Source organism: Pseudoalteromonas sp. SG43-5, assembly GCF_014164345.1.
GTDB lineage: Bacteria > Pseudomonadota > Gammaproteobacteria > Enterobacterales > Alteromonadaceae > Pseudoalteromonas > Pseudoalteromonas distincta.
In genome coordinates, this window is sequence record NZ_JACJFA010000005.1 from 52932 (window position 1) to 78706 (window position 25775).

Annotated in this window: 28 protein-coding genes; 21 read left to right on the forward strand and 7 right to left on the reverse strand. The window is 40.0% G+C overall.

The window, feature by feature from the left end; all coding sequences use genetic code 11:
* The first annotated feature begins 120 nt into the window (after positions 1–120).
* The 6 genes from H5161_RS07080 (at position 121) to H5161_RS07105 (ending at position 3605) form a co-directional block, all read left to right on the forward strand.
* Positions 121–435, forward strand: a complete 315-nt coding sequence (locus H5161_RS07080) for a pyrimidine/purine nucleoside phosphorylase (protein ID WP_002958974.1) — start codon at positions 121–123, stop codon at positions 433–435.
* Between the two features lie 177 nt (positions 436–612).
* Positions 613–969: a ribosome hibernation-promoting factor, HPF/YfiA family gene (gene hpf / locus H5161_RS07085; protein ID WP_007376058.1), complete on the forward strand. Its 357-nt coding sequence runs from the start codon at positions 613–615 to the stop codon at positions 967–969.
* A 202-nt stretch (positions 970–1171) separates the two neighbouring features.
* On the forward strand, positions 1172–2347 hold the full coding sequence (locus H5161_RS07090; protein WP_182734198.1) for an NRAMP family divalent metal transporter: 1176 nt from the start codon (positions 1172–1174) through the stop codon (positions 2345–2347).
* A gap of 79 nt (positions 2348–2426) precedes the next feature.
* Positions 2427–2633 (forward strand): hypothetical protein, encoded by a 207-nt coding sequence (locus tag H5161_RS07095; RefSeq protein ID WP_182734156.1) that lies wholly within the window; start codon positions 2427–2429, stop codon positions 2631–2633.
* 22 nt (positions 2634–2655) lie between these two features.
* The gene (locus H5161_RS07100) at positions 2656–3111 is read left to right on the forward strand and encodes a GNAT family N-acetyltransferase (protein ID WP_182694096.1); all 456 of its coding nucleotides are present in this window, start codon (positions 2656–2658) and stop codon (positions 3109–3111) included.
* 65 nt (positions 3112–3176) lie between these two features.
* Positions 3177–3605: a DUF4160 domain-containing protein gene (locus tag H5161_RS07105; protein WP_007584766.1), complete on the forward strand. Its 429-nt coding sequence runs from the start codon at positions 3177–3179 to the stop codon at positions 3603–3605.
* 322 nt (positions 3606–3927) lie between these two features.
* On the opposite strand, the gene H5161_RS07110 is transcribed toward H5161_RS07105, so the two are convergent.
* From H5161_RS07110 to H5161_RS07125, 4 genes are all read right to left on the reverse strand, one after another.
* Positions 3928–4350 (reverse strand): hypothetical protein, encoded by a 423-nt coding sequence (locus H5161_RS07110; RefSeq protein ID WP_182692905.1) that lies wholly within the window; start codon positions 4348–4350, stop codon positions 3928–3930.
* A 1-nt stretch (position 4351) separates the two neighbouring features.
* A complete protein-coding gene (locus tag H5161_RS07115) occupies positions 4352–5539 on the reverse strand; it encodes a VWA domain-containing protein (protein WP_182768995.1) in 1188 nt (395 codons plus the stop codon).
* Between the two features lie 266 nt (positions 5540–5805).
* Positions 5806–6651 (reverse strand): MoxR family ATPase, encoded by an 846-nt coding sequence (locus tag H5161_RS07120; RefSeq protein ID WP_182768996.1) that lies wholly within the window; start codon positions 6649–6651, stop codon positions 5806–5808.
* 52 nt (positions 6652–6703) lie between these two features.
* Complete coding sequence (locus tag H5161_RS07125; RefSeq protein ID WP_039486721.1) at positions 6704–6943, reverse strand: DUF1653 domain-containing protein; 240 nt, start codon at positions 6941–6943, stop codon at positions 6704–6706.
* Positions 6944–7003: 60 nt separating this feature from the next.
* On the opposite strand from H5161_RS07125, the gene H5161_RS07130 reads away from it, so the two are divergent.
* From H5161_RS07130 to rpoS, 11 genes are all read left to right on the forward strand, one after another.
* Complete coding sequence (locus H5161_RS07130) at positions 7004–7483, forward strand: DUF2947 domain-containing protein (protein ID WP_002958965.1); 480 nt, start codon at positions 7004–7006, stop codon at positions 7481–7483.
* A 75-nt stretch (positions 7484–7558) separates the two neighbouring features.
* Positions 7559–8194 carry a hypothetical protein gene (locus tag H5161_RS07135; RefSeq protein ID WP_182768997.1) on the forward strand — a complete coding sequence of 212 codons (636 nt, stop codon included), beginning with the start codon at positions 7559–7561 and terminating at the stop codon, positions 8192–8194.
* Positions 8195–8231: 37 nt separating this feature from the next.
* Entirely contained in the window at positions 8232–8519 is a 288-nt protein-coding gene (gene ftsB / locus H5161_RS07140; protein WP_002958963.1) for a cell division protein FtsB, read from the forward strand.
* On the forward strand, positions 8509–9210 hold the full coding sequence (gene ispD, locus H5161_RS07145) for a 2-C-methyl-D-erythritol 4-phosphate cytidylyltransferase (protein ID WP_182673805.1): 702 nt from the start codon (positions 8509–8511) through the stop codon (positions 9208–9210). The genes ftsB and ispD overlap by 11 nt, the downstream gene beginning before the upstream one ends.
* The gene (ispF, locus tag H5161_RS07150) at positions 9207–9704 is read left to right on the forward strand and encodes a 2-C-methyl-D-erythritol 2,4-cyclodiphosphate synthase (RefSeq protein ID WP_024604077.1); all 498 of its coding nucleotides are present in this window, start codon (positions 9207–9209) and stop codon (positions 9702–9704) included. The genes ispD and ispF overlap by 4 nt, the downstream gene beginning before the upstream one ends.
* Positions 9701–10753: a tRNA pseudouridine(13) synthase TruD gene (gene truD, locus H5161_RS07155; protein WP_182768998.1), complete on the forward strand. Its 1053-nt coding sequence runs from the start codon at positions 9701–9703 to the stop codon at positions 10751–10753. Before ispF ends, truD begins: the two co-directional genes overlap by 4 nt.
* Positions 10734–11498, forward strand: a complete 765-nt coding sequence (surE, locus tag H5161_RS07160; RefSeq protein WP_182768999.1) for a 5'/3'-nucleotidase SurE — start codon at positions 10734–10736, stop codon at positions 11496–11498. The genes truD and surE overlap by 20 nt, the downstream gene beginning before the upstream one ends.
* Entirely contained in the window at positions 11488–12126 is a 639-nt protein-coding gene (locus tag H5161_RS07165) for a protein-L-isoaspartate(D-aspartate) O-methyltransferase (RefSeq protein WP_002958958.1), read from the forward strand. Before surE ends, H5161_RS07165 begins: the two co-directional genes overlap by 11 nt.
* Before the next feature lie 9 nt (positions 12127–12135).
* Positions 12136–12714, forward strand: coding sequence for a YqaA family protein (locus H5161_RS07170; RefSeq protein WP_002958957.1), 579 nt, complete (start codon positions 12136–12138; stop codon positions 12712–12714).
* 41 nt (positions 12715–12755) lie between these two features.
* The gene (locus tag H5161_RS07175; protein WP_182769000.1) at positions 12756–13580 is read left to right on the forward strand and encodes a peptidoglycan DD-metalloendopeptidase family protein; all 825 of its coding nucleotides are present in this window, start codon (positions 12756–12758) and stop codon (positions 13578–13580) included.
* A 35-nt stretch (positions 13581–13615) separates the two neighbouring features.
* Positions 13616–14590, forward strand: a complete 975-nt coding sequence (gene rpoS, locus H5161_RS07180) for an RNA polymerase sigma factor RpoS (protein ID WP_002958955.1) — start codon at positions 13616–13618, stop codon at positions 14588–14590.
* Positions 14591–14681: 91 nt separating this feature from the next.
* On the opposite strand, the gene mutS is transcribed toward rpoS, so the two are convergent.
* A complete protein-coding gene (gene mutS, locus H5161_RS07185; RefSeq protein WP_182693730.1) occupies positions 14682–17267 on the reverse strand; it encodes a DNA mismatch repair protein MutS in 2586 nt (861 codons plus the stop codon).
* A 21-nt stretch (positions 17268–17288) separates the two neighbouring features.
* On the opposite strand from mutS, the gene H5161_RS07190 reads away from it, so the two are divergent.
* Together H5161_RS07190 and recA are read left to right on the forward strand one after the other, a co-directional pair.
* Positions 17289–17777, forward strand: coding sequence for a CinA family protein (locus tag H5161_RS07190; RefSeq protein ID WP_024597314.1), 489 nt, complete (start codon positions 17289–17291; stop codon positions 17775–17777).
* A gap of 67 nt (positions 17778–17844) precedes the next feature.
* The gene (gene recA, locus H5161_RS07195) at positions 17845–18888 is read left to right on the forward strand and encodes a recombinase RecA (RefSeq protein WP_002958952.1); all 1044 of its coding nucleotides are present in this window, start codon (positions 17845–17847) and stop codon (positions 18886–18888) included.
* A gap of 190 nt (positions 18889–19078) precedes the next feature.
* Here recA and H5161_RS07200 read toward each other — a convergent pair whose 3' ends face one another.
* Together H5161_RS07200 and H5161_RS07205 are read right to left on the reverse strand one after the other, a co-directional pair.
* Entirely contained in the window at positions 19079–21202 is a 2124-nt protein-coding gene (locus H5161_RS07200) for a TonB-dependent siderophore receptor (RefSeq protein WP_182769001.1), read from the reverse strand.
* Between the two features lie 219 nt (positions 21203–21421).
* On the reverse strand, positions 21422–22588 hold the full coding sequence (locus H5161_RS07205) for a DcaP family trimeric outer membrane transporter (protein ID WP_024600614.1): 1167 nt from the start codon (positions 22586–22588) through the stop codon (positions 21422–21424).
* Positions 22589–23029: 441 nt separating this feature from the next.
* Here H5161_RS07205 and acs point away from each other — a divergent pair, with 441 nt between their 5' ends.
* Positions 23030–24970, forward strand: a complete 1941-nt coding sequence (acs, locus tag H5161_RS07210) for an acetate--CoA ligase (RefSeq protein WP_024597311.1) — start codon at positions 23030–23032, stop codon at positions 24968–24970.
* A 104-nt stretch (positions 24971–25074) separates the two neighbouring features.
* Positions 25075–25725 (forward strand): response regulator transcription factor, encoded by a 651-nt coding sequence (locus H5161_RS07215; protein WP_002958948.1) that lies wholly within the window; start codon positions 25075–25077, stop codon positions 25723–25725.
* Positions 25726–25775 lie beyond the last annotated feature (50 nt).

Consider the following 25775-nt stretch of genomic DNA (forward strand, 5'->3'; position numbering starts at 1 on the left):
TAACATGAAGCAACTTCACCTTGAACAATGCTGCTTTCCTTGCAAGAAAGTAAGCTATCAGGCAAGGTAGTGCGATAAAATTTATAAATAAAAATCTTAAATTAATAGCAGGAGCTAAAAATGCCAAAGTTCGATAACGTAAGTGTAGTAAAAAAAGCCAATGTATATTTTGACGGAAAAGTGTCGAGCCGTACCGTTATTTTAGGTGATGGAGAAGCGAAAACTTTAGGCTTTATGCAACCTGGTGAGTTTGTTTTTGATACAAACCAAAAAGAATGCATGGAGCTTTTAGCTGGCCAATGGGATATTTTATTACCAGGGGCAAGTGAGTGGAAAACATTTAACGCGGGTGAATCGTTTAATGTTGATGCAAATGTAAGCTTTAAAGTAAAAGTATCTGATTTTGCTGACTACTGTTGTTCGTACACAGATTAATCAATACAGCTAGACGTCTGAAAGCCCATGCACTATGGGCTTTGCATAAACTTTGCACAACGCATGATTTAAATCACCAAAAACCGCAAATAAACCTCAAATATCTCTCTTTTTTCCTTGTGTTAATCTAAATAGCCCCCAATACTATTTATGAGGTAACAAATAAAAGGATACCCTATGAAAATTAATCTTTCTGGTCACCATGTTGAAGTTACTGACTCTATTAGAGAGCACATCAACGAAAAATTTTCAAAAATCGAGAGCCACTTTCCATCGCTTATTGCACTCGATATTATTTTGTCTAAAGAGCATCATAAAATCCAAGCTGAAATTAGCACTAATTACGAAGGCACGCGCATATCGGTAAAAGGGGAAAACGAAGTTATGTACCCAGCCATTGCAAGCGCAGCTAAAAAACTCGATGCGGCACTAAAACATCGAAAAGGGCAGATAAAAGCAAACTTACACGAAAAGCCTGTTAGCACTACACCTGAAATCGCACACGAGATCATCCAAGAGATGGATCTTAAATAAAATTTAGTTCCAAAGTATTGTAAAAAAGAGCCGTATGGCTCTTTTTTATTGCCTGTAATTTAGGTAAGTTATGCGTTCTTGCAGTTTATTAATCAAAAAAATTAATAAAAGCAGCGTATAACACACATATTTTGAGAAATTAATGCACACAACAAAAGCAGTATGGAAGTCTCGACTAGGTGCGCTTGGACCTGGAATACTCATGGCAACAGCCGCTATTGGCGGATCTCACCTAGTTGCCTCTACGCAAGCTGGAGCAATATTTGGTTGGCAACTATTTTGGCTTATCCTCGTTGTTAATGTTTTAAAATATCCGTTTTTTCGCTTTGGTATGGAATACACACTCGCGACTAAAAATAGCCTAGTGGAGGGCTATAAGAGTAAAGGCCCGTTTTATTTTTACAGCTTTATTGGCTTAAACATTGTAGCCGCTGTTGTTAATACCGCTGGCGTATTACTGCTTACCGCAAGCTTACTGCATTACGCCTTACCTGTGGTTATCGAAGTAACCTTACTTTGTTGGATGCTGCTGGGTGTATGTTTAGTTATATTACTACTTGGACACTTTAAAGCGCTAGATAACGTTGCCAAAGGCATTATGGGGCTACTTACGCTCGCTACTTTGATTGCCCTTGCCATTGCATTTAGTAACGGCCCAATGGCACCTGCTGATTATGTGGGTCCTTCACCGTATGAACTTGCCATGCTTAGCTTTATGGTGGCTTTAATGGGCTGGATGCCAGCACCTATCGAAATATCTGCATTAAGTTCTTTATGGCTAAAAGAAAAACAAGCGCAGCAAACAGTTTCTAAAAGCCAAGGCTTGTTCGATTTTAACGTAGGTTACTGGCTTACAGCTGGCTTAGCCTTGGTATTTTTTAGCTTAGGTGTATTAGTGCAGTACGGGCAAACCAGTAGTATAGAACTCGGCGGTGTCGCGTTTGCCAAGCAGCTTATTGATATGTACGCATTAACAATAGGCGAGTGGGCAAGGCCGCTTGTATCAGCAATCGCCTTTTTATGTATGTTTGGCACTACACTTACCGTGCTAGATGGCTACGCCCGCACGCTTAACGAATCTCATAAACTACTTGGCTTTAAGCAATCAAAACACAGCCTAAATATTTGGCTTGTACTGCAAGCACTAGCTGGCATGGCCGTTATTTTATTCTTTAAATCAGCCCTTGGTCCAATGCTTACGTTTGCAATGACACTTTCGTTTGTTACCACCCCCGTTTTTGCATGGCTTAACTTTAGCTTAGTACGCTCAAACCCCGATATTAAACACAGTGTATTACTGCGTATTTTAAGCTGGTTAGGTTTAGTCTATTTAATCGGGTTTGCCCTAGCGTTTATAGTGTGGAAGCTAGCTGCATAAACCAATTATATAAATATGATATTTTTAAGTTAGTTAAGTATATATGTAGGCATTAATTTGAGTTTATGAGGAAAGTGACATGAAATTTGATATGTCTATTACAGATAATTTTGCATCCTTTTTTGATGAACAAAAAGAAAGATATATTTTTATTGATAGCTTTGATAATAAAACATTTGAGGTGCGAGTAGGGGATTTAGATAACTCGAAATCAGTCGGTAGCGTTTTAGCTTCTAATAATGATGAATTGAATGTTAAGTTATTGGCGCTTTACAATAAATATTAATACACTAAAAAATGAGCTATAAATGAAAATTAAAACAGGCGAGCTTTCAAATCCTGAAGTTATAAAGCTACTACAAGCACACCATAACGATATGCTAAAGCACTCACCTGTTGAGAGCGTGCATGCACTTGATGTGAGCAAACTCACTCAGCCCGATATAACTTTTTATAGCTTATGGATTGATAATAATTTAGCGGGTGTTGGCGCTTTAAAAGCACTAAATACAACGCATGGCGAAATTAAATCAATGCGCACATCAAGCAACTATTTACGCCAAGGCATCGCTGCTAAATTGCTCACGCATATTATTGAGCAAGCGACCTTGCGAGGTTATAAAAAGTTAAGTTTAGAAACAGGCACTGCAAAGGCATTTTTACCCGCACAAAAGCTTTACGCTCAATTTGGCTTTAAAGAGTGCGAACCATTTGGTGATTATGAGTTAGATCCGTACAGCTTGTTTATGAGTAAAGCGCTTTGAATTAATAAGAAATATAATTAGTCTTCGTTTAGAACCTTAAATTAAATTTTAACACAGGAATATTTATGTCATTTAAAGGAACTAAGTGGTTCTATGAGGATTCGCCTGAACAGTTTGAGTCGTTAGATGAGCTAACCGAGCACCTTCATTCTTTGTTGTCTTCACAGACTCTAGTTAGTGATGATATAGATCCGGATGGACCTGTTTTAACTGAAATAAAGCAATTAGTTAAAAGGGTTGATGGTCTTAAAATAGAGATTTATTCTAACGAACACCCTCCACCACATTTTCACGTTATTACCTCAGACTCGAAAGCTTCTTTTAGGCTTGATAATTGTGAATTAATTGAGGGTAGCTTAACAAGCAAACAAAAAAGAAAAGTTGAATATTGGTTTAATGAAATGAACGCAAAGAAAGCATTGATTTCAGTTTGGAACAATACAAGGCCTGCAAACTGTACAGTAGGGAAGTATTATGAAATTGGTAACGAATAAGTATATCGACGTTTTATAGGTATGTAGGCGTTACTTAATTTAAATAAAATAGAAATTAATAATGAACCCATTAAAAAGACCGAAAGCTAATTTTAAAAGGAAAGTTGCAAAAGCAACAGGTATTCCAACATCAAGAACAGGTCGAGCACGTAAAGTTGATAGAATGAAGGGTTATATATTAATTGGAATAATAGTTCTTTTAATGTACGTATTTAATAATTGACGCAGTTTTTTATCGATTTATCTATCAGCTACTTCATAAATAATTGGTAGTAAAGCCAAGGCTCAACGAGTTGTGAGTTTAGCCAATCTAGCCTAATTGTTACTCATTTGAGTAAACAATAATTTCGTCAGAATTTGGTAATTTATAAAATCCAACATTTTTTGATTGCTTACCAATGAAATCAATAGCATATTTCATCTCTGCAATTGTTCTTACTGTAGAAAATTTATCTTTAAAACATGCTGAGAATTCGTATGTGAAAGATGTTGACTGATCATAACCTCCCAGCTCTAAAAGGTTATATTCAGTAAAGGGATCTGGTCCTAAAACTTGATGAGAGGTAATAAAAGGCACCCTAGAGTCTTGTGATTTCCAATCATTCAAGCATTTAGCTTCAACATTGCTTGCTAATAAATAAATGCTTTTATCCTTTTTAGAGTCACTTATAAAGATAGTTATAAAAACCAAATTTATAATAAGTGATGCAAACAAAATTAATTTTAATATATTTCTATTATTCACTTTAACTCAGCTCTTTTATCGCTCTACTTATCCCATCTAAACTCAGCGCATACATGCGGTTGTTCATTAACTCTTTTATAAAGCCAATTGATTGATAGTACGGCCAGTGTTCAACGGGTTGTGGGTTGAGCCAGGCGACTTTATCAAAGTGGTTTGTGACACGTTGCAACCATGCACTGCCAGGCTCTTCGTTGTAATGTTCTACCGAGCCGCCAGGGTAGGCTATTTCATATGGGCCCATAGTGGCATCGCCGACAAATATTACTTTATAGTCGCTGGTAAATTTATTAATCAGCGTCATGGTGTCAATTACGTTTGAATGGCGGCGTGCGTTGTCTTGCCAAACGTGCTCGTATAAACAGTTATGAAAGTAGTAAAACTCTAGGTGTTTAAATTCGCTGTGAGCGGCGCTAAATAATTCTTCGCAGGTGTGGATATAGTCATCCATTGAGCCGCCAATATCAAACAGCATGAGTACTTTTACTGCATTGTGGCGTTCGGGTGCCATTTTTACATCAAGCATGCCGCCTTGCTTTGCAGTAGCGTGAATGGTCTCGTTTAAATCAAGCGTGTCGCTTGCGCCAGTGCGGGCAAACTTTCGTAACTTTTTAAGGGCGAGTTTAACTGTGCGCGAACTAATTTCTCTGTCGGTGTCGAGGTTTTTGTATTCTCGTTTATCCCACACTTTTACCGCTTGGCGGTTACGGTTGCCGTCTTGCCCTATACGCACGCCTTCGGGGTTATAGCCGTATGCACCAAAAGGTGATGTGCCGCCAGTGCCCACCCATTTATTGCCGCCTGCGTGGCGTTTTTGTTGCTCTTCTAAACGCTCTTTTAGGGTTTTCATAAGCTCGTCGAGCCCGCCCATGGCTTTTAGTTGGGCTTTTTCTTCATCGCTTAGGTGTTTTTCAAACTCTTTGCGTAGCCAATCTTCAGGTAGGTTGTGCTGTTGCTTTAAACTCTCGAGCAAATCAAGGTCAGCAATACCGCTAAAGTAATCGCTAAAGGCTTTATCAAACCTATCAAAATGGGTTTCGTCTTTTACCATTATGGTGCGAGCTAAATGGTAAAAGGCGTCTACGTCGGCAAATATAACGCCTTTTTTTAAGGCGTTAATTAAGTCGAGTAACTCGCGCAGGCTTACAGGCAAGCGGTATTTACGTAGCGTGAAAAAAAACTGTACTAACATATTAGGGCCTGTTTATCTTTCGAGGTTAAATTTGCAGCAGTGTGTTTGGTATTTAGGTAAGGCAGAGCCTATGTAGTGTGGTTATTCCCCATAAATAGGCGATAACACAGCATAAATACCAAACACGCGCTGCCTGAAGGTTCGTCCTAGGGACGATTAACTCTTTGTTGCTCGGCTTTTACTTAGCCCACTAGGTTACAAACCTCGCGCCACGATTAAATCGTCCCTAGTTAGAACAAATTTTAATCCTGAAAGGTCAACAGGCCCTAGCGGCTCATAAATGCGAGCTTTTCGATTAGGCTTATATCTTGCTCATTTTTAAGTAATGCGCCAAACATTGGCATTAAACCGCCTTTTTTAGCTTTGTCGTGCAGTGTTTTAGCGTCTATGTCTTCAGCCATTAAAAGCTTTAACCAGTCGAGTAATTCGCTGGTGGAAGGTTTCTTTTTAAGGCCGTTTGCTTCGCGCAGGTTAAAAAACACTTCAAGTGCTTTGCGTACTAAATCCTGTTTAACGTTAGGGTAGTGCACGTCAATAATTTGCTGCATTTCGTCGCTGCTAGGAAAATCAATATAATGAAAAAAGCAGCGGCGTAAAAATGCGTCCGGCAATTCTTTTTCGTTATTTGATGTGATGATCACAATAGGGCGCTCTTTTGCGACAATGCGCTCGTTAGTCTCATAAACATGAAACTCCATTTTATCAAGCTCAAGTAGTAAGTCGTTTGGGAACTCTATGTCGGCTTTGTCTATTTCATCAATCAAAAGCACTGGGCGTTTACCGTTGAGCTCTGCATATGTAAATGCCTGCCAAAGCTTACCTTTAACGATGTAGTTGCCAATATTGTGTACACGCTCGTCACCTAGTTGGCTGTCGCGCAGGCGCGAAACCGCGTCGTACTCGTATAAACCTTGCTGTGCTTTAGTAGTCGATTTTATATGCCACTGAATAAGCGTAGTATCTAAGCTTTTAGCCAACTCCTCAGCCAGCATGGTTTTACCTGTGCCAGGTTCGCCTTTAATTAAAAGTGGTTTTTCGAGCATAATGGCAGCATTTACAGCTTGTTTAAGCGCGCTACTCGCTATGTAATTGTCAGTTGAATTAAATTGCACGGTGTACCCTTGTCTGGTCTGAGCAGTAAGTTATTTTGTTATAATGCCATAGTTAAGCAGCAGGTCCAATATAAGCAAAACGCTGTATGACCTCACCTTCTTTTTCAACAGTTTCTAAAAACATACTAAGTGGGCGCGCCCATATACCAAATTCACCATAAAGTGCTTGGTAAATCACAAGCTGTTCCTCGGTTTCGCTATGGGTGGCAACATGAATAACTTTATATTGCGGGCCTTTGTAGTGTTGGTATATGCCTGGTTTTAGGGAAAGTGGTTTTATTGCTGTAGTCATGTTTTGATCTCTTGTATAATTTGGCTTTGCACTTTTAATGTTAACTAATTTGCCAATACTATGAACTATATTTCTTTAGATGATTACAAAAAGGCGTGGGTTTTTCGCCACAAAGATTTACCTGTATCTGATGAAGACGCAGCAAAAATAAAGCCTATGAGCGACGAGCGCGCAGCCGTACTTTGGACAACCATGGTGAGCCGTGAGTTTGATCACCCTGATTTTTTTGAAGACACCGATTGGTGTGGTCAAGAAAAAAGCTTTAGCCAAGAAGTAGATTGGCAAGATGCGTGGGAAAATGGCGATGCGTTACCACCAGAAGCAATCTTAACGTTTTTAGATTGGGAAGCTAACACCACGGTTTATTTTTGTATGGCACGCGATAATATTATCGAAACGACGTTTGATGTATTTAAACGCAATTGGCAAAACTTTATGTTTTTAGCTGATGGCAGTTTATTGATTGGTAAAAAGCGTAATACGGTTGTGCAATTTTTAGAATCAGGTAAAGCAAAATTAGGTGAAAAGCCAAGCGCTTAAAATAGTGCGCTGCGCTTAAAAAACATTCAATACTGTGTTATAAAACATTTACCTGAATATTTTTGAGTACAGCTTTTGGTCGCTAAAAATCAGTCACTTGGTGCTCAACAGCAAGTTGAAATTTGGCAAACTGATGCACAAAAAGTGTTGTATGCACAATTGTGCAATGCGTTTTATCAGCGTGAGGTTCAGCGATTAGTTGCAGAGCCTAATGCCGATAAACTGCGCCGCCAGTTAAAAAGCCTACCTTATTATATTGAGCGAGCGGCAACGTTAGTTGCCAGTGGTGACACGCCTTTTACGCTTGATGCACAAAATGGTACGTGGCTTGAAAAGCAAAAACCGACCCCCCCCGATGTGAATGTTCAAGCTAATGAACTTTTTTATCAAACGTATGCCAAAGTGGGGCTTATTGTGCCCGTTATATTGCATGGCTACGATCAGGTGCGTCTTAGAATAGACAGTATCGATCAGTTAGGCGAAAATAAGCTGCATTGTAACGAGCTTGGTTGGTTTGATTTTTTAGGAAATGGGCTAGAGCAGCAAAATGCTCAGCTAATAAAGCCAAGTAAAGTGAGTTTAACCGCTGCATGTTGCGGGCATCAGTGGCAATTTTCGAAGCGTTGCATGCCACGGGTTTTATCACTACGCGAAATGCTTTTAGCGGGTAGTATTAATTGGCGCAATTTAAAGCGCCCCTTAGCGTATTAAAGTTAAGGTATTTGGAATTTAAAATAAGGAGTGTTAAATGCGTATTTTTCAAGTTGGCTTACTGTGCTTAGCACTGTTTGTACAATACAGGTTATGGTTTGGTCATAATGGCTTACAAGACTACACACGACTAAAAGGTGCAGTAACGTCGCATCATCAAACCAACGAAAAACTCATTAAACGTAATAAAGTACTTAAAGCAGATATTGAAGACTTAAAGCTTGGCCAAGAAGGCATTGAAGAGCGTGCACGCAACGAATTGGGAATGATTAAACCGGACGAAACATTTATTCGTGTTTTACCGGGCAAACAATATGACAAATAAACAGACTATTGCAGCAATTGTACCTGCTGCGGGTGTTGGCAGTAGAATGCAGCACAATGCGCCTAAGCAATATATACAATTAGCCGGTAAAACCATTTTAGAACACACCTTAGCTAAACTTTCTCAATTACCTCAATTACGCACTATTGTTGTTGCCCTTAGCGACAGCGACCCCTATTTTGACGAACTCCCACTGCTTGATAATCGCATTGTGCGAGCCAGTGGCGGAAAAGAGCGAGCCGACTCGGTGCTCAATAGCTTGCTTTTTTTAGCGCCTAACCCACCAACATGGGTATTGGTGCATGATGCTGCTCGTCCATTAGTTAATATCAGTGATATAGAACGTTTAATTGATGAATGCATTAACGCTGATGAAGGCGGTATTTTAGCTAGCAAAGTAAAAGACACTATAAAACGCGGCCACACTCATGCCCTACAAACTGTGCCGCGAGATGATTTATGGCAAGCACTTACCCCGCAGTTTTTTAAATATGACGAGCTTAAAAATGCACTGCAAAACGCATTAGCAAGTGGGGCTACTATTACCGATGAAGCCAGTGCAATTGAGTGGGCGGGTAAACCGGTTAAGCTTGTAGCAGGTCGTAGCGATAATATTAAAATAACCACGCCAGAGGATTTAGATCTGGCTGGGTTTTTATTACATAAACAACAAAACGAGAGTGGATTATGATACGAATTGGCCATGGTTTTGACGTACATAAATTTGGCGGCGAAGGCCCGTTAACTATTTGTGGTGAAAAAATTGATTACCCACAGGGCTTTTTAGCGCACTCAGATGGTGATGTTGCTATTCATGCATTATGCGATGCTATTTTAGGCTCACTTGCAATGGGTGATATTGGTAAGCACTTTCCCGATACGGCAAGCGAGTATGAAAATATCGATAGCCGTATTTTACTTCGCCATGTGGTGGGCTTAGCTAAAGAACAAGGTTATGTACTTGGTAATGGCGATGTGACTATTGTTGCTCAGGCACCAAAAATGTTGCCACATATTCAAGCTATGCGCGCTAATTTAGCCAGCGATTTAAATTGCGACCTTAGCCAAATTAACGTTAAAGCCACTACTACCGAAAAGCTAGGCTTTGAAGGGCGCAAAGAAGGTATTTCGAGCCATGCGGTGGTTATTATGAGTAAAGAGCTTGCGAGTACAAAAAACGCATGAGCGATTTAAATTATTTATACGGTGCACCGCTTTCTAAAGCTGATTTTAAAACCACAGCTGAAGACTTTATGGTTGATGAAGACTTAGGTATAGAATTTACCGGCAGTGGCGAACACGTGTGTTTGCAGGTGGTTAAAAAAGGCGAAAATACGCAATACGTTGCAAAGCTAATTGCGCAGCGTGCGGGTGTTTCACCGCGAGACGTAAGCTATGCAGGCATGAAAGATCGCCACGGCGTGTGCTCGCAGTGGTTTAGTGTAAAAGTACCGATTAAAAAGCCTATCGATTTTAGCGATTTAAATAGTGAGAGTATTTTTATTGTGTCGCAACAGCGCCACGACCGTAAGTTACGTACGGGCTGCCACAAAGGTAATAAATTTACTATTACACTTCGTAACGTAACCAACCCTCTTGATATTCTATGCCGTATTAATGCCGTGCGCGCAGGTGTGCCTAATTACTTTGGCGAGCAGCGCTTTGGTCATGGCGGTCATAACTTAGTTATGGCTGAAAAAATGTTTGCCGGTGAGCGTATTCGCGATAAAAAGTTGCGCGGTATTATTATTTCAGCAGCACGATCGCATGTATTTAATCAGTTAGTGAGCCTGCGTGTAAAAGAGCATGGTTTAGCTAAAACAATGCATCGTGAAGTATTTATGCTTAGCGGCAGCAATGCATTTTTTGAAGATGCAATTAATGACGAAAACATAGAGCGATTAGCCACTGGCGATATTATGATGTCGGCACCTATGGTGGGTAAAAGTGAAAAAGGCTTAACCGAGCAAGAAAAAGTATGGCTTGTACCTTACCAAACATGGTGTGATGGTTTAGGTGAGTTAGGCCTTAAAAATGAGCGCCGAATGCTGCGCTTAATTCCACAAAACTTAACTGTTGAAACACTTGATGAAACCACACTAAAACTAAGCTTTGGTTTACCAAAAGGGTGTTTTGCAACCGCATTATTACGTGAGCTGGTGGATTACACAGATGCTAGCCCTCGAGAGCGCAAAGAAAAGGATAATGGCATAAATGAAGATACTGTTAAGTAACGATGATGGCGTAAATGCCAAAGGCATTGCGGTTTTATATCAGGCGCTTAAACAAATTGCAGATGTAACCCTTGTTGCACCTGATCGCAACTGTAGTGGTGCGAGTAATTCTTTAACACTTATGAACCCGCTACGAGCGACTACACTCGAAAATGGTTTTATGTCAGTTAATGGCACACCCACTGATTGTGTACATTTAGGTGTAAATCAGCTAGCTGATGAAAAGCCAGATCTAGTTGTTGCAGGTATTAACCATGGTGCCAATTTGGGTGATGACACGCTTTATTCCGGTACTGTTGCCGCTGCAACTGAAGGTCGCCATTTAGGTCTGCCTGCAATTGCGGTATCGCTTTGCTCACATAATGGCGATCATTTTGAAACAGCCGCTGCTGTTACCGTAAATATTATTAAAGGCTTGGCTTCGCATCCGCTTCCAAAAGATCAAATAATAAATATTAATGTGCCAGATATTCCATTAAGTGAATTAAAAGGGGTGCAAGTAACACGTTTAGGTGCTCGTCATAAAGCTGAAACGATGACGAAACAAACCGATCCTTGGGGGCGTGATATTTATTGGTACGGATCGCTTGGCACCGAAAGCGATGCTGGTGAAGGCACCGACTTTTACGCAATCAATAATGGCTATGCCTCAGTTACGCCACTGAGTGTTGATATGACAGCTAAAGATAGCTTAAAGGCAGTAGGAGAATGGTTAGCCGATTTGGAGATTAATCGTGCTCGCTAATTATACCCGCAGTGCTAAAGCGCTTTCTGACTTACTAAAGCGTGAAGGTGTTGAAGATACGCAAGTACTTAGTGCTATAGCTGATATTCCGCGCCATATTTTTATAGATGATGTGCTAAAACACAAAGCCTATGAAAATACAGCGCTCCCTATTGGGCAAGGGCAAACAATTTCTCAGCCTTACATAGTAGCGCGCATGACAGAGCTACTTCGTTTAGCTGGTGTGCGCAATAAAGTGCTAGAAATAGGTACGGGATCTGGGTATCAAACTGCAATATTGGCCAAAACGTTTACAAAGGTTTACTCGGTAGAGCGTATTAAAACACTTCAGTGGCAGGCAAAAAGACGTTTGCAGCAACTCGATTTATATAATGTAACCATGAAGCATGGCGATGGTTGGCAAGGCTGGCAATCACAAGCGCCGTTTGATGGTATTATAGTGACTGCTGCGGCCTCTAAAGTTCCGCAAGACTTACTTGCTCAGTTGGCCGATGGTGGCGTGTTATTAGCCCCAATTGGTGAGAGCGATCAAAAATTAGTAATGGTTATCCGCAAAGGCGATAATTACAAAGAGCATGTTATTGCTCCCGTTAGATTTGTGCCGTTAGTACCTGGCGATATTGAATAGGAATTCATTTTGAAGTTGTTTACCAAGTTATACGATATGGCCCTAGTGTGGGCAAAACACCGTCATGCGGAACGTTACTTAGCTGCTATGAGCTTTGCAGAATCAGTTTTTTTCCCGATACCACCCGATGTAATGCTTGCACCTATGTCGCTTGCGCAACCAAACAAAGCATGGCGATTTGCAAGCTTTGCCACAATAGCATCGGTTATTGGTGGAGTGGTTGGTTACTTACTTGGTTTTTGGCTATTTGAACCCGTTGTAGAGCCATTGATTGCACAAATGCACTGGCAAGAAAAGTTTGATATAGCACTAAACTGGTTTAAGGATTACGGTGTTTGGGTTGTGTTTTTAGCCGGTTTTTCGCCTATACCATATAAAGTATTTACGATTGGCGCAGGTGTTTTACAAATGGCATTTTTGCCATTTTTAATAGCATCAGCCATTGGGCGCGGTGCGCGATTCTTTTTAGTTTCAGCCTTAATGAAGTGGGGCGGAGCTCAAATGGAGCGAAAATTACGTCAGTATATTGAAATACTTGGTTGGGGATTAGTGGTATTAATTGCGCTAGCTTACTTTTTATTGCGTTAAGCGTTAAAAATATCAATTTTCTAATTTAGGGGAAAAATACAATGAATAAACAGTGTTTACTGTATGTAACTATATTTATTAGTATTTTTCTCTTTGGTTGCTCTTCTCGCCATGTTCCTGCACCTGTTAGTAGCTTAAATAATAATGTTAATGATTTAGGTCATACTGTTAACATCAATGGGGCTAGCTATAAAGTACAAAAAGGAGATACGCTCTACTCTATTGCCTTTAGTGCTGGGCAAGACTTTAGGGAGTTGGCAAAAAACAATTCAATTCCATCACCTTACACAATTTTCCCTGGGCAAAACATCTCCTTACTCCCTAAGCCCGAAAAAACAAAAAGGGATGGAAATTATACGAATTCGAGTAAAAAGTCTATAAAAAAATTACAAAAAAATAACAAAATTTTAAAGAAAGAGCTTGATCCCCCAAAACAACGAGAGTATGTTCAGAAACAAGCCAGTAACAAAATTAGTAATACTAAACGTTTGTCGAGCAGTAAAGTTAAGTGGTTTTGGCCTGCACAGGGCAAAATTACCAAACGCTTTTCTAATAAGGAAAACGGTTATAAAGGTTTACAGATTACTAATCGCAAAGGGGCTTCAGTCTTAGCTGCGGCACAAGGAACAGTGGTATACGCGGGTAACGCCCTTCGAGGTTATGGTAGTTTAATCATATTGAAACATAATGATGATTACCTAAGTGCTTATGCACATAACTCGAAATTACTTGTTAAAGAAAAGCAGAAAGTTAAGGCAGGACAAAAAATAGCAGAAATTGGTAATTCAGAATCTCCGGTCACCGCGCTTCGCTTTGAAATCCGCTACCGAGGGCAAGCTGTTAATCCTGCTAAATACCTACCCTAATTTTTAGGTATTGATAATTGCTCGGGAGAAGGCTTATGGCTAGCGCAGCAAAACTTGACAAACATACTACGACTGACGAAAAGTTCGATGACATCGATGTTGATGAAAGCACAGCTCTACTAGATAAAGTAGACGACGATGAAATCTTTGCTAAAGAAGAAGTAACTAAAAATCTTGACGCAACTCAACTTTATTTAGGCGAAATTGGTTTTTCTCCTTTGCTTAGTGCTGAAGAAGAAGTGTTTTTTTCTCGCAAATCACTTCGAGGGTGTGAAGCCTCACGTAAACGTATGATTGAAAGTAACTTACGTTTGGTTGTTAAAATAGCACGTCGTTACAATAATCGCGGCCTTGCTCTACTTGATTTAATTGAAGAGGGTAACTTAGGCTTAATTCGCGCAGTTGAAAAATTTGACCCTGAGCGTGGATTTAGATTCTCTACTTACGCTACATGGTGGATACGTCAAACAATTGAACGTGCCATTATGAACCAAACGCGTACCATTCGCTTACCTATTCATGTAGTTAAAGAGCTTAATGTTTATTTACGTACAGCGCGTGAGTTAACTCAAAAGCTTGACCATGAGCCAACAGCTGACGAAATTGCAGCTTGCCTAGATAGACCCGTTGAAGACGTTACTAAAATGCTACGTTTAAACGAAAGAATTGCATCAGTAGACATGCCTATTGGTGGCGAAAACGACAGTGTACTACTTGATATCATTCCTGATGAAAAAAGTGCTGGTCCTGAAGGCGAAGTACAAAATAATGATATTAATAAACATATTGTTGATTGGTTAGGTGAATTAAACCCTAAACAACGTGAAGTGTTAGCACGTCGATTTGGACTGCTTGGCTATGAGCCATCTACACTTGAAGATGTAGGTCGTGAAATAGGCTTAACACGTGAGCGAGTAAGACAAATTCAGGTAGAGGCATTACGTCGTCTAAAAGATATTTTGCAACAAGAAGGTTTAAGTACAGATAGCTTGTTTAATCAGTTTTCGTAACTAGTTAAATAGTTTAAGAGACTATGTGTGTTAAAAAGCCGAAGAGTTTATTCTTCGGCTTTTTTTATGCTTGTAAATTAGGTGATATAAATTACAGCAATGCTTTTAGTTTATATAACAAATCGTGCGCTTGGCGTGGCGATAAATTATCAGGGTCGATTGCGCTTAACTGCTCTTCAACTTCAGAAGGTGTACTTTGTGCAATTTCGTTATTAAAAGTAAAGGCTTGTTGCTCTGTATTTGGTGCAGTAACGCTTTGATGATTTTCAAGCAACTTAAGTTTTTGCTTTGCTTGTGCAATCACAGCTTTTGGCACACCTGCAAGAGCTGCTACTTGTAAACCAAAGCTTTTGCTTGCTGCACCGTCGAGAACTGTATGCATAAATGCAATCGTGTCGTTATGCTCTATTGCATCAAGGTGCACGTTTACAAGGCCCGTAGTTTGCTCAGCAAGTTCTGTTAATTCAAAGTAGTGCGTAGCAAACAATGTTTTAGCAGATATTTTTGATGCTAAATGATCGGCTGTTGCATACGCAAGAGAGAGTCCATCGTAAGTACTTGTACCGCGACCAATCTCATCCATTAACACTAAAGACTGCGCCGTGGCATTATTTAAAATAGTCGCTGTTTCGGTCATTTCTACCATGAAGGTTGAACGCCCTGATGCTAAATCATCGCTTGCACCAATACGTGTAAATATGCGGTCGATATTACCAATTTTAGCGCTGTCAGCGGGTACATAACTGCCAATGTGAGCCATTAAAACAATAAGTGCCGTTTGGCGCATATAGGTTGATTTACCGCCCATGTTTGGACCGGTAATAATTAGCATTTTACGTTGGCTGTTTAATTCAACAGGGTTAGCAATAAACGGTTCTTTCATTACTTGTTCAACAACAGGGTGACGACCTTGCTTAATGCTTATATTGTCGTTATCGCACAATTCTGGTTTTGCATAATTGAGTGCGAATGCACGCTCAGCTAAATTGTTTAAAACGTCTAAATCGGCCAATGCTGCTGCCATCATTTGCAACTGCTCAATATGTGGAGCAATAAATCTAAACAGCTCCTCGTATAGTTGTTTTTCAAGCGCGAGAGCTTTTGATTGGCTACCGAGTACTTTATCCTCGTGCTCTTTAAGCTCTGGAATAATGTAGCGTTCGTTATTTTTAAGCGTTTGGCGACGAATGTAGTCGGCTGGCACTAAGTGCGCATTAGCTCTACTTACTTCAATAAAAAAGCCATGTACGCGGTTATAACCAATTTTAAGCGTACTAATGCCCGTACGTTCGCGCTCTCGCAGTTCTAATTGCTCAAGGACATCAGTGGCACCTTTGCTTAAGTTACGCCACTCATCAAGTTCACTATTGTAACCTGGAGCAATAACACCACCGTCACGAATAAGTACCGGTGGGTTTTCTATCACAGCTCGTTCTAATAACGCTTGTAAATCAGGGAGTTCAGGCGAGTGCTTGATGATACCTGCTATACGAGGATCGTTAGCGTCAGCTAACAAAGTATGCAGTGGTGCAAGTGCTTGTAGCGCACTGCGCAGGCGAGTTAAATCACGCGGGCGTGCAGTACATAAAGCTAGGCGTGCAATAACACGCTCTACGTCACCAATCTCTTTTAATGATTCGTGTAATTCACCGCAAAGCTGCGCATCTAAAATAGCGCTAATTGCATTTAAACGTGAATTTAGCTCGTCTTTATTACGAATTGGTGTATGAATACGGCGCTTAAGTAAGCGAGAACCCATAGGTGTGGCTGTTTTATCAAGTACTTGAGCAAGTGTATTTTCAAACCCGCCTGATAAATTAACAGTTAATTCTAAATTTTTACGGGTAGCGGCATCTAAAATAACAGCGTGTTCGTTGTGCTCAAGCGTAATTGCACGAATATGCGGCAGTGCAATACGTTGTGTATCTTTTACGTATTGCATTAGGCAACCTGCAGCAACAAGCGCGCTATGGGCTTTATCAACACCAAAGCCAACTAAATCTTTAGTACCAAACTGATCGCATAATAAGTGCTGAGCCGTATCTAAGTCGAATTCCCACTCTGGGCGACGGCGAGCACCTTTTATATGTTCAATTAAATGAACGTTTTCAAAGCTTTCGCTATACAGAAGCTCGGCTGGTGATAGGCGCTGAATAGTTGAGCTAAAGGCTTCGTCGGTATTTACTTCGACAATATTAAAACGACCAGAGTTAATGTCTAAATAAGCAATCCCGTATAGGCCTTTTTTACTTTGCCAAACGCTGGTAAGGAGATTGTCTTGTCGTTCTTGTAAAAGCGCTTCATCAGAAATTGTACCGGGTGTAACTATACGCACTACTTTACGATCAACAGGGCCTTTACTGGTTGCAGGATCTCCCACTTGTTCGCAGATAGCGACTGACTCACCCATTTGGACTAGACGTGCTAAGTAGTTTTCTACCGCATGGTAGGGTACGCCCGCCATAGGAATGGGATCGCCGCCAGCTTTACCACGATGAGTTTGCGAAATATCGAGTAATTGAGCGGCGCGTTTAGCGTCATCAAAAAAAAGTTCGTAAAAATCGCCCATACGATAAAACAATAAAATATCGCGATGCTCTGATTTTATTTTTAGATACTGCTGCATCATAGGGGTTTGTTGTTTTATAGTGTGTGGTGCATAAAGATCAAACGACATGTATTTACCCAAAGGCTGAATATGGAATTACATCAAGAGATTAAAACACTTGCTGCGCAATTAGGCGCTATTTTAACGGATAAATGCTTATGGATCACTACTGCTGAGTCATGTACTGGTGGCGGAGTGAGTTATGCGCTTACCGATACACCTGGAAGTTCAGCTTATATCGACCGTGCATTTGTCACTTATAGTAACCAAGCAAAGCAAGATTTGCTCAATGTTAGTGCTAGTACATTAAATCAATACGGTGCTGTGAGCGAGCAAACAGTCCATGAAATGGCAGTAGGTGCTATTAAAGCAACAAACGCTAATATATCTATAGCTGTATCGGGCATTGCAGGGCCTGGCGGGGCGACAGAAGGTAAACCTGTTGGACTTGTATGGTTTGGCATACAAATTGATGACAAAGTACTGACCTTTAAACAAATATTTACTGGTGATAGGGCTCAAGTAAGACTGCAAGCTATTGTATTTGCATTAAAAAGTGTAATAGATGAGATAAAATGAAAAAATTAGCTTGATACTGTGATTTCATACAGTATACTTGTTCGCATTAGCTGGATTGGAGAACAAAATGAACGATAACAAACAAAAAGCGTTAGACGCAGCACTATCACAAATTGAACGTCAATTTGGTAAAGGCTCAATTATGAAATTGGGTGACAACAAAGCGTTAAACATTGAATCTGTATCTACAGGTTCACTAGGTATTGATATTGCCTTAGGCATAGGTGGCTTACCTATGGGACGTATTGTTGAAGTGTATGGTCCTGAGTCATCTGGTAAAACAACGCTTACTTTACAAGTTATCGCAGAAGCTCAAAAAGAAGGTAAAACATGTGCCTTTATTGATGCTGAGCATGCTCTTGATCCTGTATATGCACAAAAACTAGGTGTAAATATTGATGACCTTTTTGTATCTCAACCTGATACAGGTGAGCAAGCACTAGAAATTTGTGACATGTTAGTACGTTCAAGCGCAGTAGACGTCGTTATTATTGACTCGGTTGCTGCACTTACACCAAAAGCTGAGATTGAAGGCGACATGGGCGACTCGCACATGGGCTTACAAGCACGTTTAATGTCACAAGCATTACGTAAGCTTACTGGTAATATTAAACGTTCTAACACGTTATGTATTTTCATTAACCAAATCCGTATGAAAATTGGTGTTATGTTTGGTAACCCAGAAACAACAACGGGTGGTAATGCACTTAAGTTTTACGCATCGGTACGTATTGATATTCGTCGTATTGGTTCTGTGAAAGAAGGTGATGAAGTTGTTGGTAACGAAACCCGCGTTAAAATTGTTAAAAACAAAGTAGCGCCGCCATTTAAACAAGCTGAATTTATCATCATGTATGGCGAAGGTATTTCTAAGCAAGGCGAGTTAATTGATTTAGGTGTTAAGCATAAAATTGTTGAAAAAGCAGGTGCTTGGTACAGTTACAGTGGCAACAAGGTTGGCCAAGGTAAATCTAACTCAATTAAGTTTTTGAAAGAAAACCCAGAAATTGCAGATGAGATCGAAGGTAAGTTACGCGAAATGCTTTTACTAAAAGCAACTATTGAACCTGAAGACGGTGAAGATAAGTTAGGCGACGATCCAGACCTTTAAACTGCACCCAAATGAGTTTTTAAGCTTGATTTGACCCGAGCTTTGAAAAGCGCTAATCAGTAATGATTAGCGCTTTTTTGTTATTAAAAACTTACATCAGGTTAGATAAAATAAAAACGACACATTAAAAATGTGTCGTTTTTTTCTATTGAATTAAAAAAATCTAGAGTCTTTAATTAATCAAATATATTTATAATTGCCAGTTTACAGATAGGGCGTAGTTACGAGGTGCACCGTAGTAACCTTGTGCCCAGTACAGGCTGTGCAAATATTTTTCACCGGTGGTGTTATTTACATTGAAAGTGACTCCTACGTTATCTGTAATTTCGTAAGTGGCCATTAAATCAAGTAACCCGTATGCATCTTGGTGAGTAGTGACGCTTGCAATACCATTTGCATCTTCGACTTGAACTCGGCTAGTTGAATCCTGCCAGCGATAGTTTGCACCAAATGATAAACCATCAACTAAAGGTACTTGGTAGGTTGCGGCCACTTTAAGTTGGTTTTCAGGTGTGTAATCTTTAACTAAATCATCACCATCAATATTTAGGTTACTAAAACTTACACTTGCGCTTAAATCATCTGTTATTCGACCACTTAGTTCAACTTCAAAGCCGTTGCTGTTAATACCATCTGCTGCATAATAACGCGTATCACTAGGTAGTGAGTCGGGTAAAGCTATGGCAAGCCCTTCCTGCTTTGCATCGAAGTAAGCAAAAGTTACGAAAATTTGGTCATCAAGTAACTGTGCTTTTATACCAACTTCACTGCTTTTACCTATTACGGGAGCTAATTGGTTGGCATTAATATCAAGCTCTTTTTGCGGTACAAATGTTTCTGTGTAGCTTGCATAAGCTGATAGAGACTCGTTAAAGTCGTACACCGTGCCAATATAAGGAATAACTTCAGAGTCGCTTCTTGTTTGCTCAACACCGTAAGCACTCCCTTTTGTTTTCCAATCGGTATAACGCACACCAGCGAGCACACTTAAAGGCTCACTTAATCTAATGCGAGTAGATATGTAAGCTGATTTTTGCTCGTTAGTAATATCACTACCATTTAAGCCATCAGCAAGTGTTGCCTCTGGTACTACACCATCCCACGTTTTAAGTGATGGCATAGCTGGAAAACCATTGCCTGTAGTATAATCGTAAAGAGACTGCTCGTTGTAATCCATTTTAGCTTGGCTAACACCAAATGATAGGTCGTGCTCTTGGCCAAATAAATCAAACTTACCACTGGCATATAAATCAAATAAGTCATGCTTATCTTCGTAATCATAACGGCTAGCATAACCTGTTAAACCAAGTTCAGTATCTTTATCAGGGGTGCCGTATACGTAGAACAACTCTGAGTCTTGTTCGTTTTCGATGTGAGCATAACGTGCTCTAGCTACCCATGTTGCCGATAAGTTTTGTTCAAGTGTTATATATACTTGCTCAGCACTGTTATCCCAGTAAGACCAGTCAGCAGCGGTGCTGGTTGATTCGTCGTAATCGGTTGCTGTTCCGTCTGTATAATAAAGAGGTAGTGCACCCCACAGCGGGCTATCTGCGTCTTTTTGTTGGTTAACGTAGTTAACGCTTAATAATGTGTTGTCTGTTAATTTGCCTTCGTAGGCTAAGTAAACAATGGTTTTATCTGTTTCGTAGCGATCTAAATATGAGTCAGCTTTTTGCTTTGTAAATACAGCGCGTACAGCGTGGTCTTCATTTATTGGCGTAGATACATCTAAATCTAAACGTTTTTTATTCCATGAGCCATAAGATGCTGATGCATTTGCCTGTGTTGTATAAGTTGGCTTTTTTAAAACCATGTTTACAGTTGCAGAAGGATTACCAGCGCCAGTCATTAAACCATTAGCACCGCGAACTATCTCTACACGGTCATAAATTGATGTATCAAGACTGCCTTGAATAGAGCCTGAGCTTTGTGGGATCCCTAAGCCATCAACTTGAAAGTTCGTAATTTCAAAACCACGGGCCTTAAAGTAAGTACGATCTGTTTCTATTTGCTCTACTGTTACGCCTGGCGTGCTTTCAAGTACTGAGTTTATATCGTCTAGTGAAAAGTCGTCCATTAGTGCGCGTGAAACTACCGAGATTGATTGTGGTGTTTCTTTAATTGTTAAACCTAGTTTGGTAGCCGATTGCGCTTCTTCAGTAATGTAGTTTTTATGATGCTGACCATATACCGCAATTTTTTCGAGAGGTTCAGATTTTACATTTGCCTCATCAGCAAGTGCATAACCAGATAAAATTAAAGAAGTAGCAAAGCTTAGTTTAGATAAACGCAAAACTTGAGGGGACGACATAAGTTTTTCCAGTTAGTTCAAAAGAAGTGCGTAACTTAATCTAAATGATATCGATTTGCAATTGTGTTTGGTGTTTTTATCAATAATAATTCTATTTTTTTGGATTTTAGCGCCACATATAAAGATTTTAGGTACGAATTGATGAATTATATAGAACTCAATCTCGCTTATAAAAAAAGCGGCCTAGGCCGCTTTTTAAAGTAGTTAGCTTTTTAGCTATTAAAAAGAGTATTTAACAGAAAACTGTAAGCGGTCTAAATCGCCATCAACGCCGCTTTCAGTTTCACGCTCAGCATGCTTTAGCTCAGCACCAAAAGTTAGACGTTTAACCGGTGAGTATAGAATGTTAGCGCTATAGCTTTGGCTTGATTCAGTCGGATCACCAGAAATAGCTAATAAATCAGTGTTGTTATCAGCAGAGAAGAATGAGTATAAGAACGTTGAACGCCATTGGCTTGTCCACTTGTGCTGGTAAGCAACAAAACCAGAAGTCGAATCAATTGCATCTAGTTCATCACCATTAAGTACAGCACCGTGAGCAACGTTTAAGCCTACGTAACGGCCTAAGCCTTTACCTTGAGTAAGCATAAATTTAAGGTTGTCTTCACCAAGGTTTATTTTACCTGATGCACTAATACCAAAAGAAGTTTCATCTGCATCAACACTGCCTACTTTATAAGTAAGTTGGCGAGCAAGCGCTGCAACCACAATGTTACCCCAATCGGCTTTGTGTGTGTAACGAGCTGTAAAGTCAGGCAATGATGCATCATCAGTTACTACCATACCGCTAGTAGTAGAAATTGTACTTTCTGGGTTTTCTAATGAAAACGACCATGCGCCAGTGGTGTATTTAATTTGCGATTGACGCACAAACACAGTACCCTCAGCAGGGCCTACAAAATCAAGCGTTTCAGCAAGCGCCCCCACGTTTTGGAAGTTAGACCATGTTTGACCAAATAACCAACCATCGTAAGTCACAAACGCATGGCGAATACGCGGGGCGTAAGAATTTGAAACTCGCTCATTACCGCCAGCAGCCGAGGCCAAAAAATCAATTTCAATTTTAGTATTAACGGTTTTACCGTTATCCATAACAGTGGCTGTGCCAAAGTTAAAACGTGACTCACGAGCATGCATATCAAATACAGCATCTGAGCTGTTATCATCGCCAACTGTTAACGTACTTGGTACGTAAAAGTCACGACCTACGTTTGAGCCTGCAGGCGCACCCGCTGAATAATCACTCCACATAGAGTCGAGTTTAATGTATCCACCGTAAGTAAATTCCGTATCACCAATTTTTGCGGCAGTCGCTGCATAAGCAGTGCTTGATAGTGCACATAATACAGCGCTTGCTGCTAATGTTTTTAATGGGGTAAATTTCATTGTGGTGTCCTTTATAGGCTACTTGTTGTTTGTTGCTTTTTTTTTCATGTAAGGTTGTATTACTTGCTACTAGTATTACTTACGAATAAAAAAGGGTGTTAATTTGGCTTTTCAATACACATATTGTTTTCATTCGTTAAATAAAGCTTTGGCAAGTAATACCGCAAATATCTTTATTAAAGTACACAAACACTTTTGAATATGTGCAATATTTACTCAATTATCTATTGGTCTATAAGACTAAGGTTTTAGAGTTGATTAGTTTGCATTTACTTACATTTAACGCGTTGTATTATTTATGTAAAAAATTGAAAGCAGGTGGATTATAAACTACAAATGAGTAAATTGGAGTAGAGTACAACTAAGGTCTAATACTTAATAAAGTACTGCTGAGTAATCCTTGATAAAAGCTTAAGGCAAGTAATTTAAATGGAGACGAAGATGTCACAAAGTATCTATCCAGTTCCTGCGCATATTAAAGATGCGACTCTCATTGATAAAAATAAATATAATACGCTTTATAAGCAATCTATTGATGACCCAGAAAGTTTTTGGCGTGAGCATGGCAAACGCCTCGATTGGTCTACTCCTTACACTAAAGTTAAAAACACCTCTTTTGATAAAGGCCACATCAGTATTAAATGGTATGAAGATGGCTATTTAAATGCGTCTTACAACTGTATTGACCGCCACTTAAAAACGAAAGCAGACAAAATTGCGCTTATTTGGGAAGGAGATGATCCTTCTCAAAGTGAGAACATTACTTATCAAAAACTTCATGACGAAGTGGCTAAATTTGCCAATGGTTTAAAAAAACTGGGTGTACAAAAAGGTGACCGCGTAGCTATTTATATGCCAATGACCCCACAAGCGGTGTATGCAATGCAAGCTTGTGCACGTATTGGTGCTATTCATTCTGTTGTATTTGGTGGTTTTTCACCATCGGCTATTGCTGATCGTATTAGAGATTCTGGTGCTAAGGTTGTTATTACTTCTGATGAGGGACGCAGAGCAGGAAATTGTGTTCCATTAAAAGCAAATGTAGATGAAGCGGTAGCGCAAGAAACTGTAACCACAATTGAACACGTTATTGTGCATCAATTAACAGGCGGTGAAGTTGATTGGAATGAGCACGATATATGGTGGCACGAGCTAGTTGCTGACTTACCGGCACAGTGTGAGCCAGAGCCAATGAATGCTGAAGATCCTTTGTTTATATTGTATACATCAGGTTCTACTGGTCAGCCTAAAGGTGTTGTACATACTACAGGTGGCTACTTAGTTTACTCATCAATGACACATGAATACGTATTTGATTTAAAAGAAGATGATGTGTATTGGTGTAGTGCCGATGTAGGTTGGATCACAGGCCACAGTTACATTGCGTACGGGCCATTAGTAAACGGTTGTACTCAGGTTTTATTTGAAGGAGTCCCCACTTATCCAACTGCAGGGCGTATGGGCGAAGTAGTTGATAAACACGGTGTTACTATTTTATATACCGCCCCTACAGCAATTAGAGCACTAATGGCTAAAGGTGATGAGCCTACAGCTTCGTCACATCGCGATAGTTTACGTATTTTAGGTTCAGTAGGTGAGCCAATAAATCCAGAAGCGTGGACATGGTATTACGAGAGTATTGGTAAATCTAATTGCCCGATTGTTGATACATGGTGGCAAACAGAAACCGGTGGCATTATGATCACACCACTTCCGGGCGCTACTGATACAAAACCAGGTTCTGCAACACATCCATTTTTTGGTATTGCGCCTGCATTATTTGATGCTGAAGGTAATACACTCGAAGGTGCCGTAGATGGTAATTTAGTTATTTTAGATAGTTGGCCATCGCAAGCTCGAACTGTTTATGGCGACCATGAACGTTTTGAACAAACTTATTTTAGCGCCTACCCAGGAGTTTACTTTACAGGCGATGGTTGTCGTCGTGATGAAGATGGTTATTACTGGATCACAGGTCGTGTGGACGATGTACTTAATGTGTCTGGGCACCGCCTTGGTACTGCCGAAATTGAAAGTGCGTTAGTTGCGCATGAAGCGGTAGCAGAAGCTGCTGTTGTAGGTTACCCGCATGATATTAAAGGCCAAGGTATTTATGTTTACATTACGCCTAACGAAGGTGTAACTGTAAGCGATGAATTAACTAAAGAGGTACGTAATTGGGTTCGTAAAGAGCTCAGCCCAATTGCATCTCCAGATATGATTCAATGGTCACCGGGTTTGCCAAAAACACGTTCAGGCAAGATTATGCGTCGTATTTTACGTAAAATCGCTGCAAATGAGCACCAACAACTCGGTGATACGTCAACGCTTGCCGATCCTTCAGTTGTCGATGAACTAATCGAGAACAGATTAAATCGTTAAATGTGCGTTAAAAACTTGATTACAAGTTGATTCTAAACGTAGTATATCGGCTGTCAGTAAAGGTTTTAAACCTAACTGGCAGCCGAATTTATTAGGAGTGAACCATGAGTCAGTTTTTAATAGCGGACGATCATCCGTTATTTCGTGAAGCACTAAAGGGCGCACTGAGCGCAAAATTTGAGGGTTTAGAGGTTTTTGAATCATCCGATTTTGACAGCACACTGCAAGTGTTAAGCGAGCAAGAGGATCTTGATATATTACTGCTAGACCTTCACATGCCAGGTAATGGTGATTTATATGGTCTTATTCGTATTAGAGAAGAATACCCAAGCTTACCTATTGCCGTTGTTTCGGGTAGTGAAGACGTGAATATCGTTTCTAAAGTAATGGGTTACGGCGCTATGGGTTTTATTCCTAAATCATCATCGTCTGATGATATTGCCAGTGCAATTAACCAAATACTTGAAGGCGATACATGGCTACCAAAAGAGCTAAAAAACAAAGTAGCTGAAATTGAAGGTGAAGATAGAGAAATAGCAGCGCAAGTTGCCTCATTAACGCCTCAACAATACCGAGTGCTGCAATATCTGCACGAAGGTTTACTTAATAAGCAAATTGCTTATGAACTACACATATCAGAAGCGACAGTAAAAGCACACATTACAGCCATATTTAGAAAACTCGGTGTGTACAATCGTACCCAAGCCGTTTTAATTGCCGCTAAATTAAAGCTCGAACCAATAGAGCAGGCATAATTTACATTTAAAAAGTTATTAGCTTATTTATGATAAAAAAATGCCAGCAA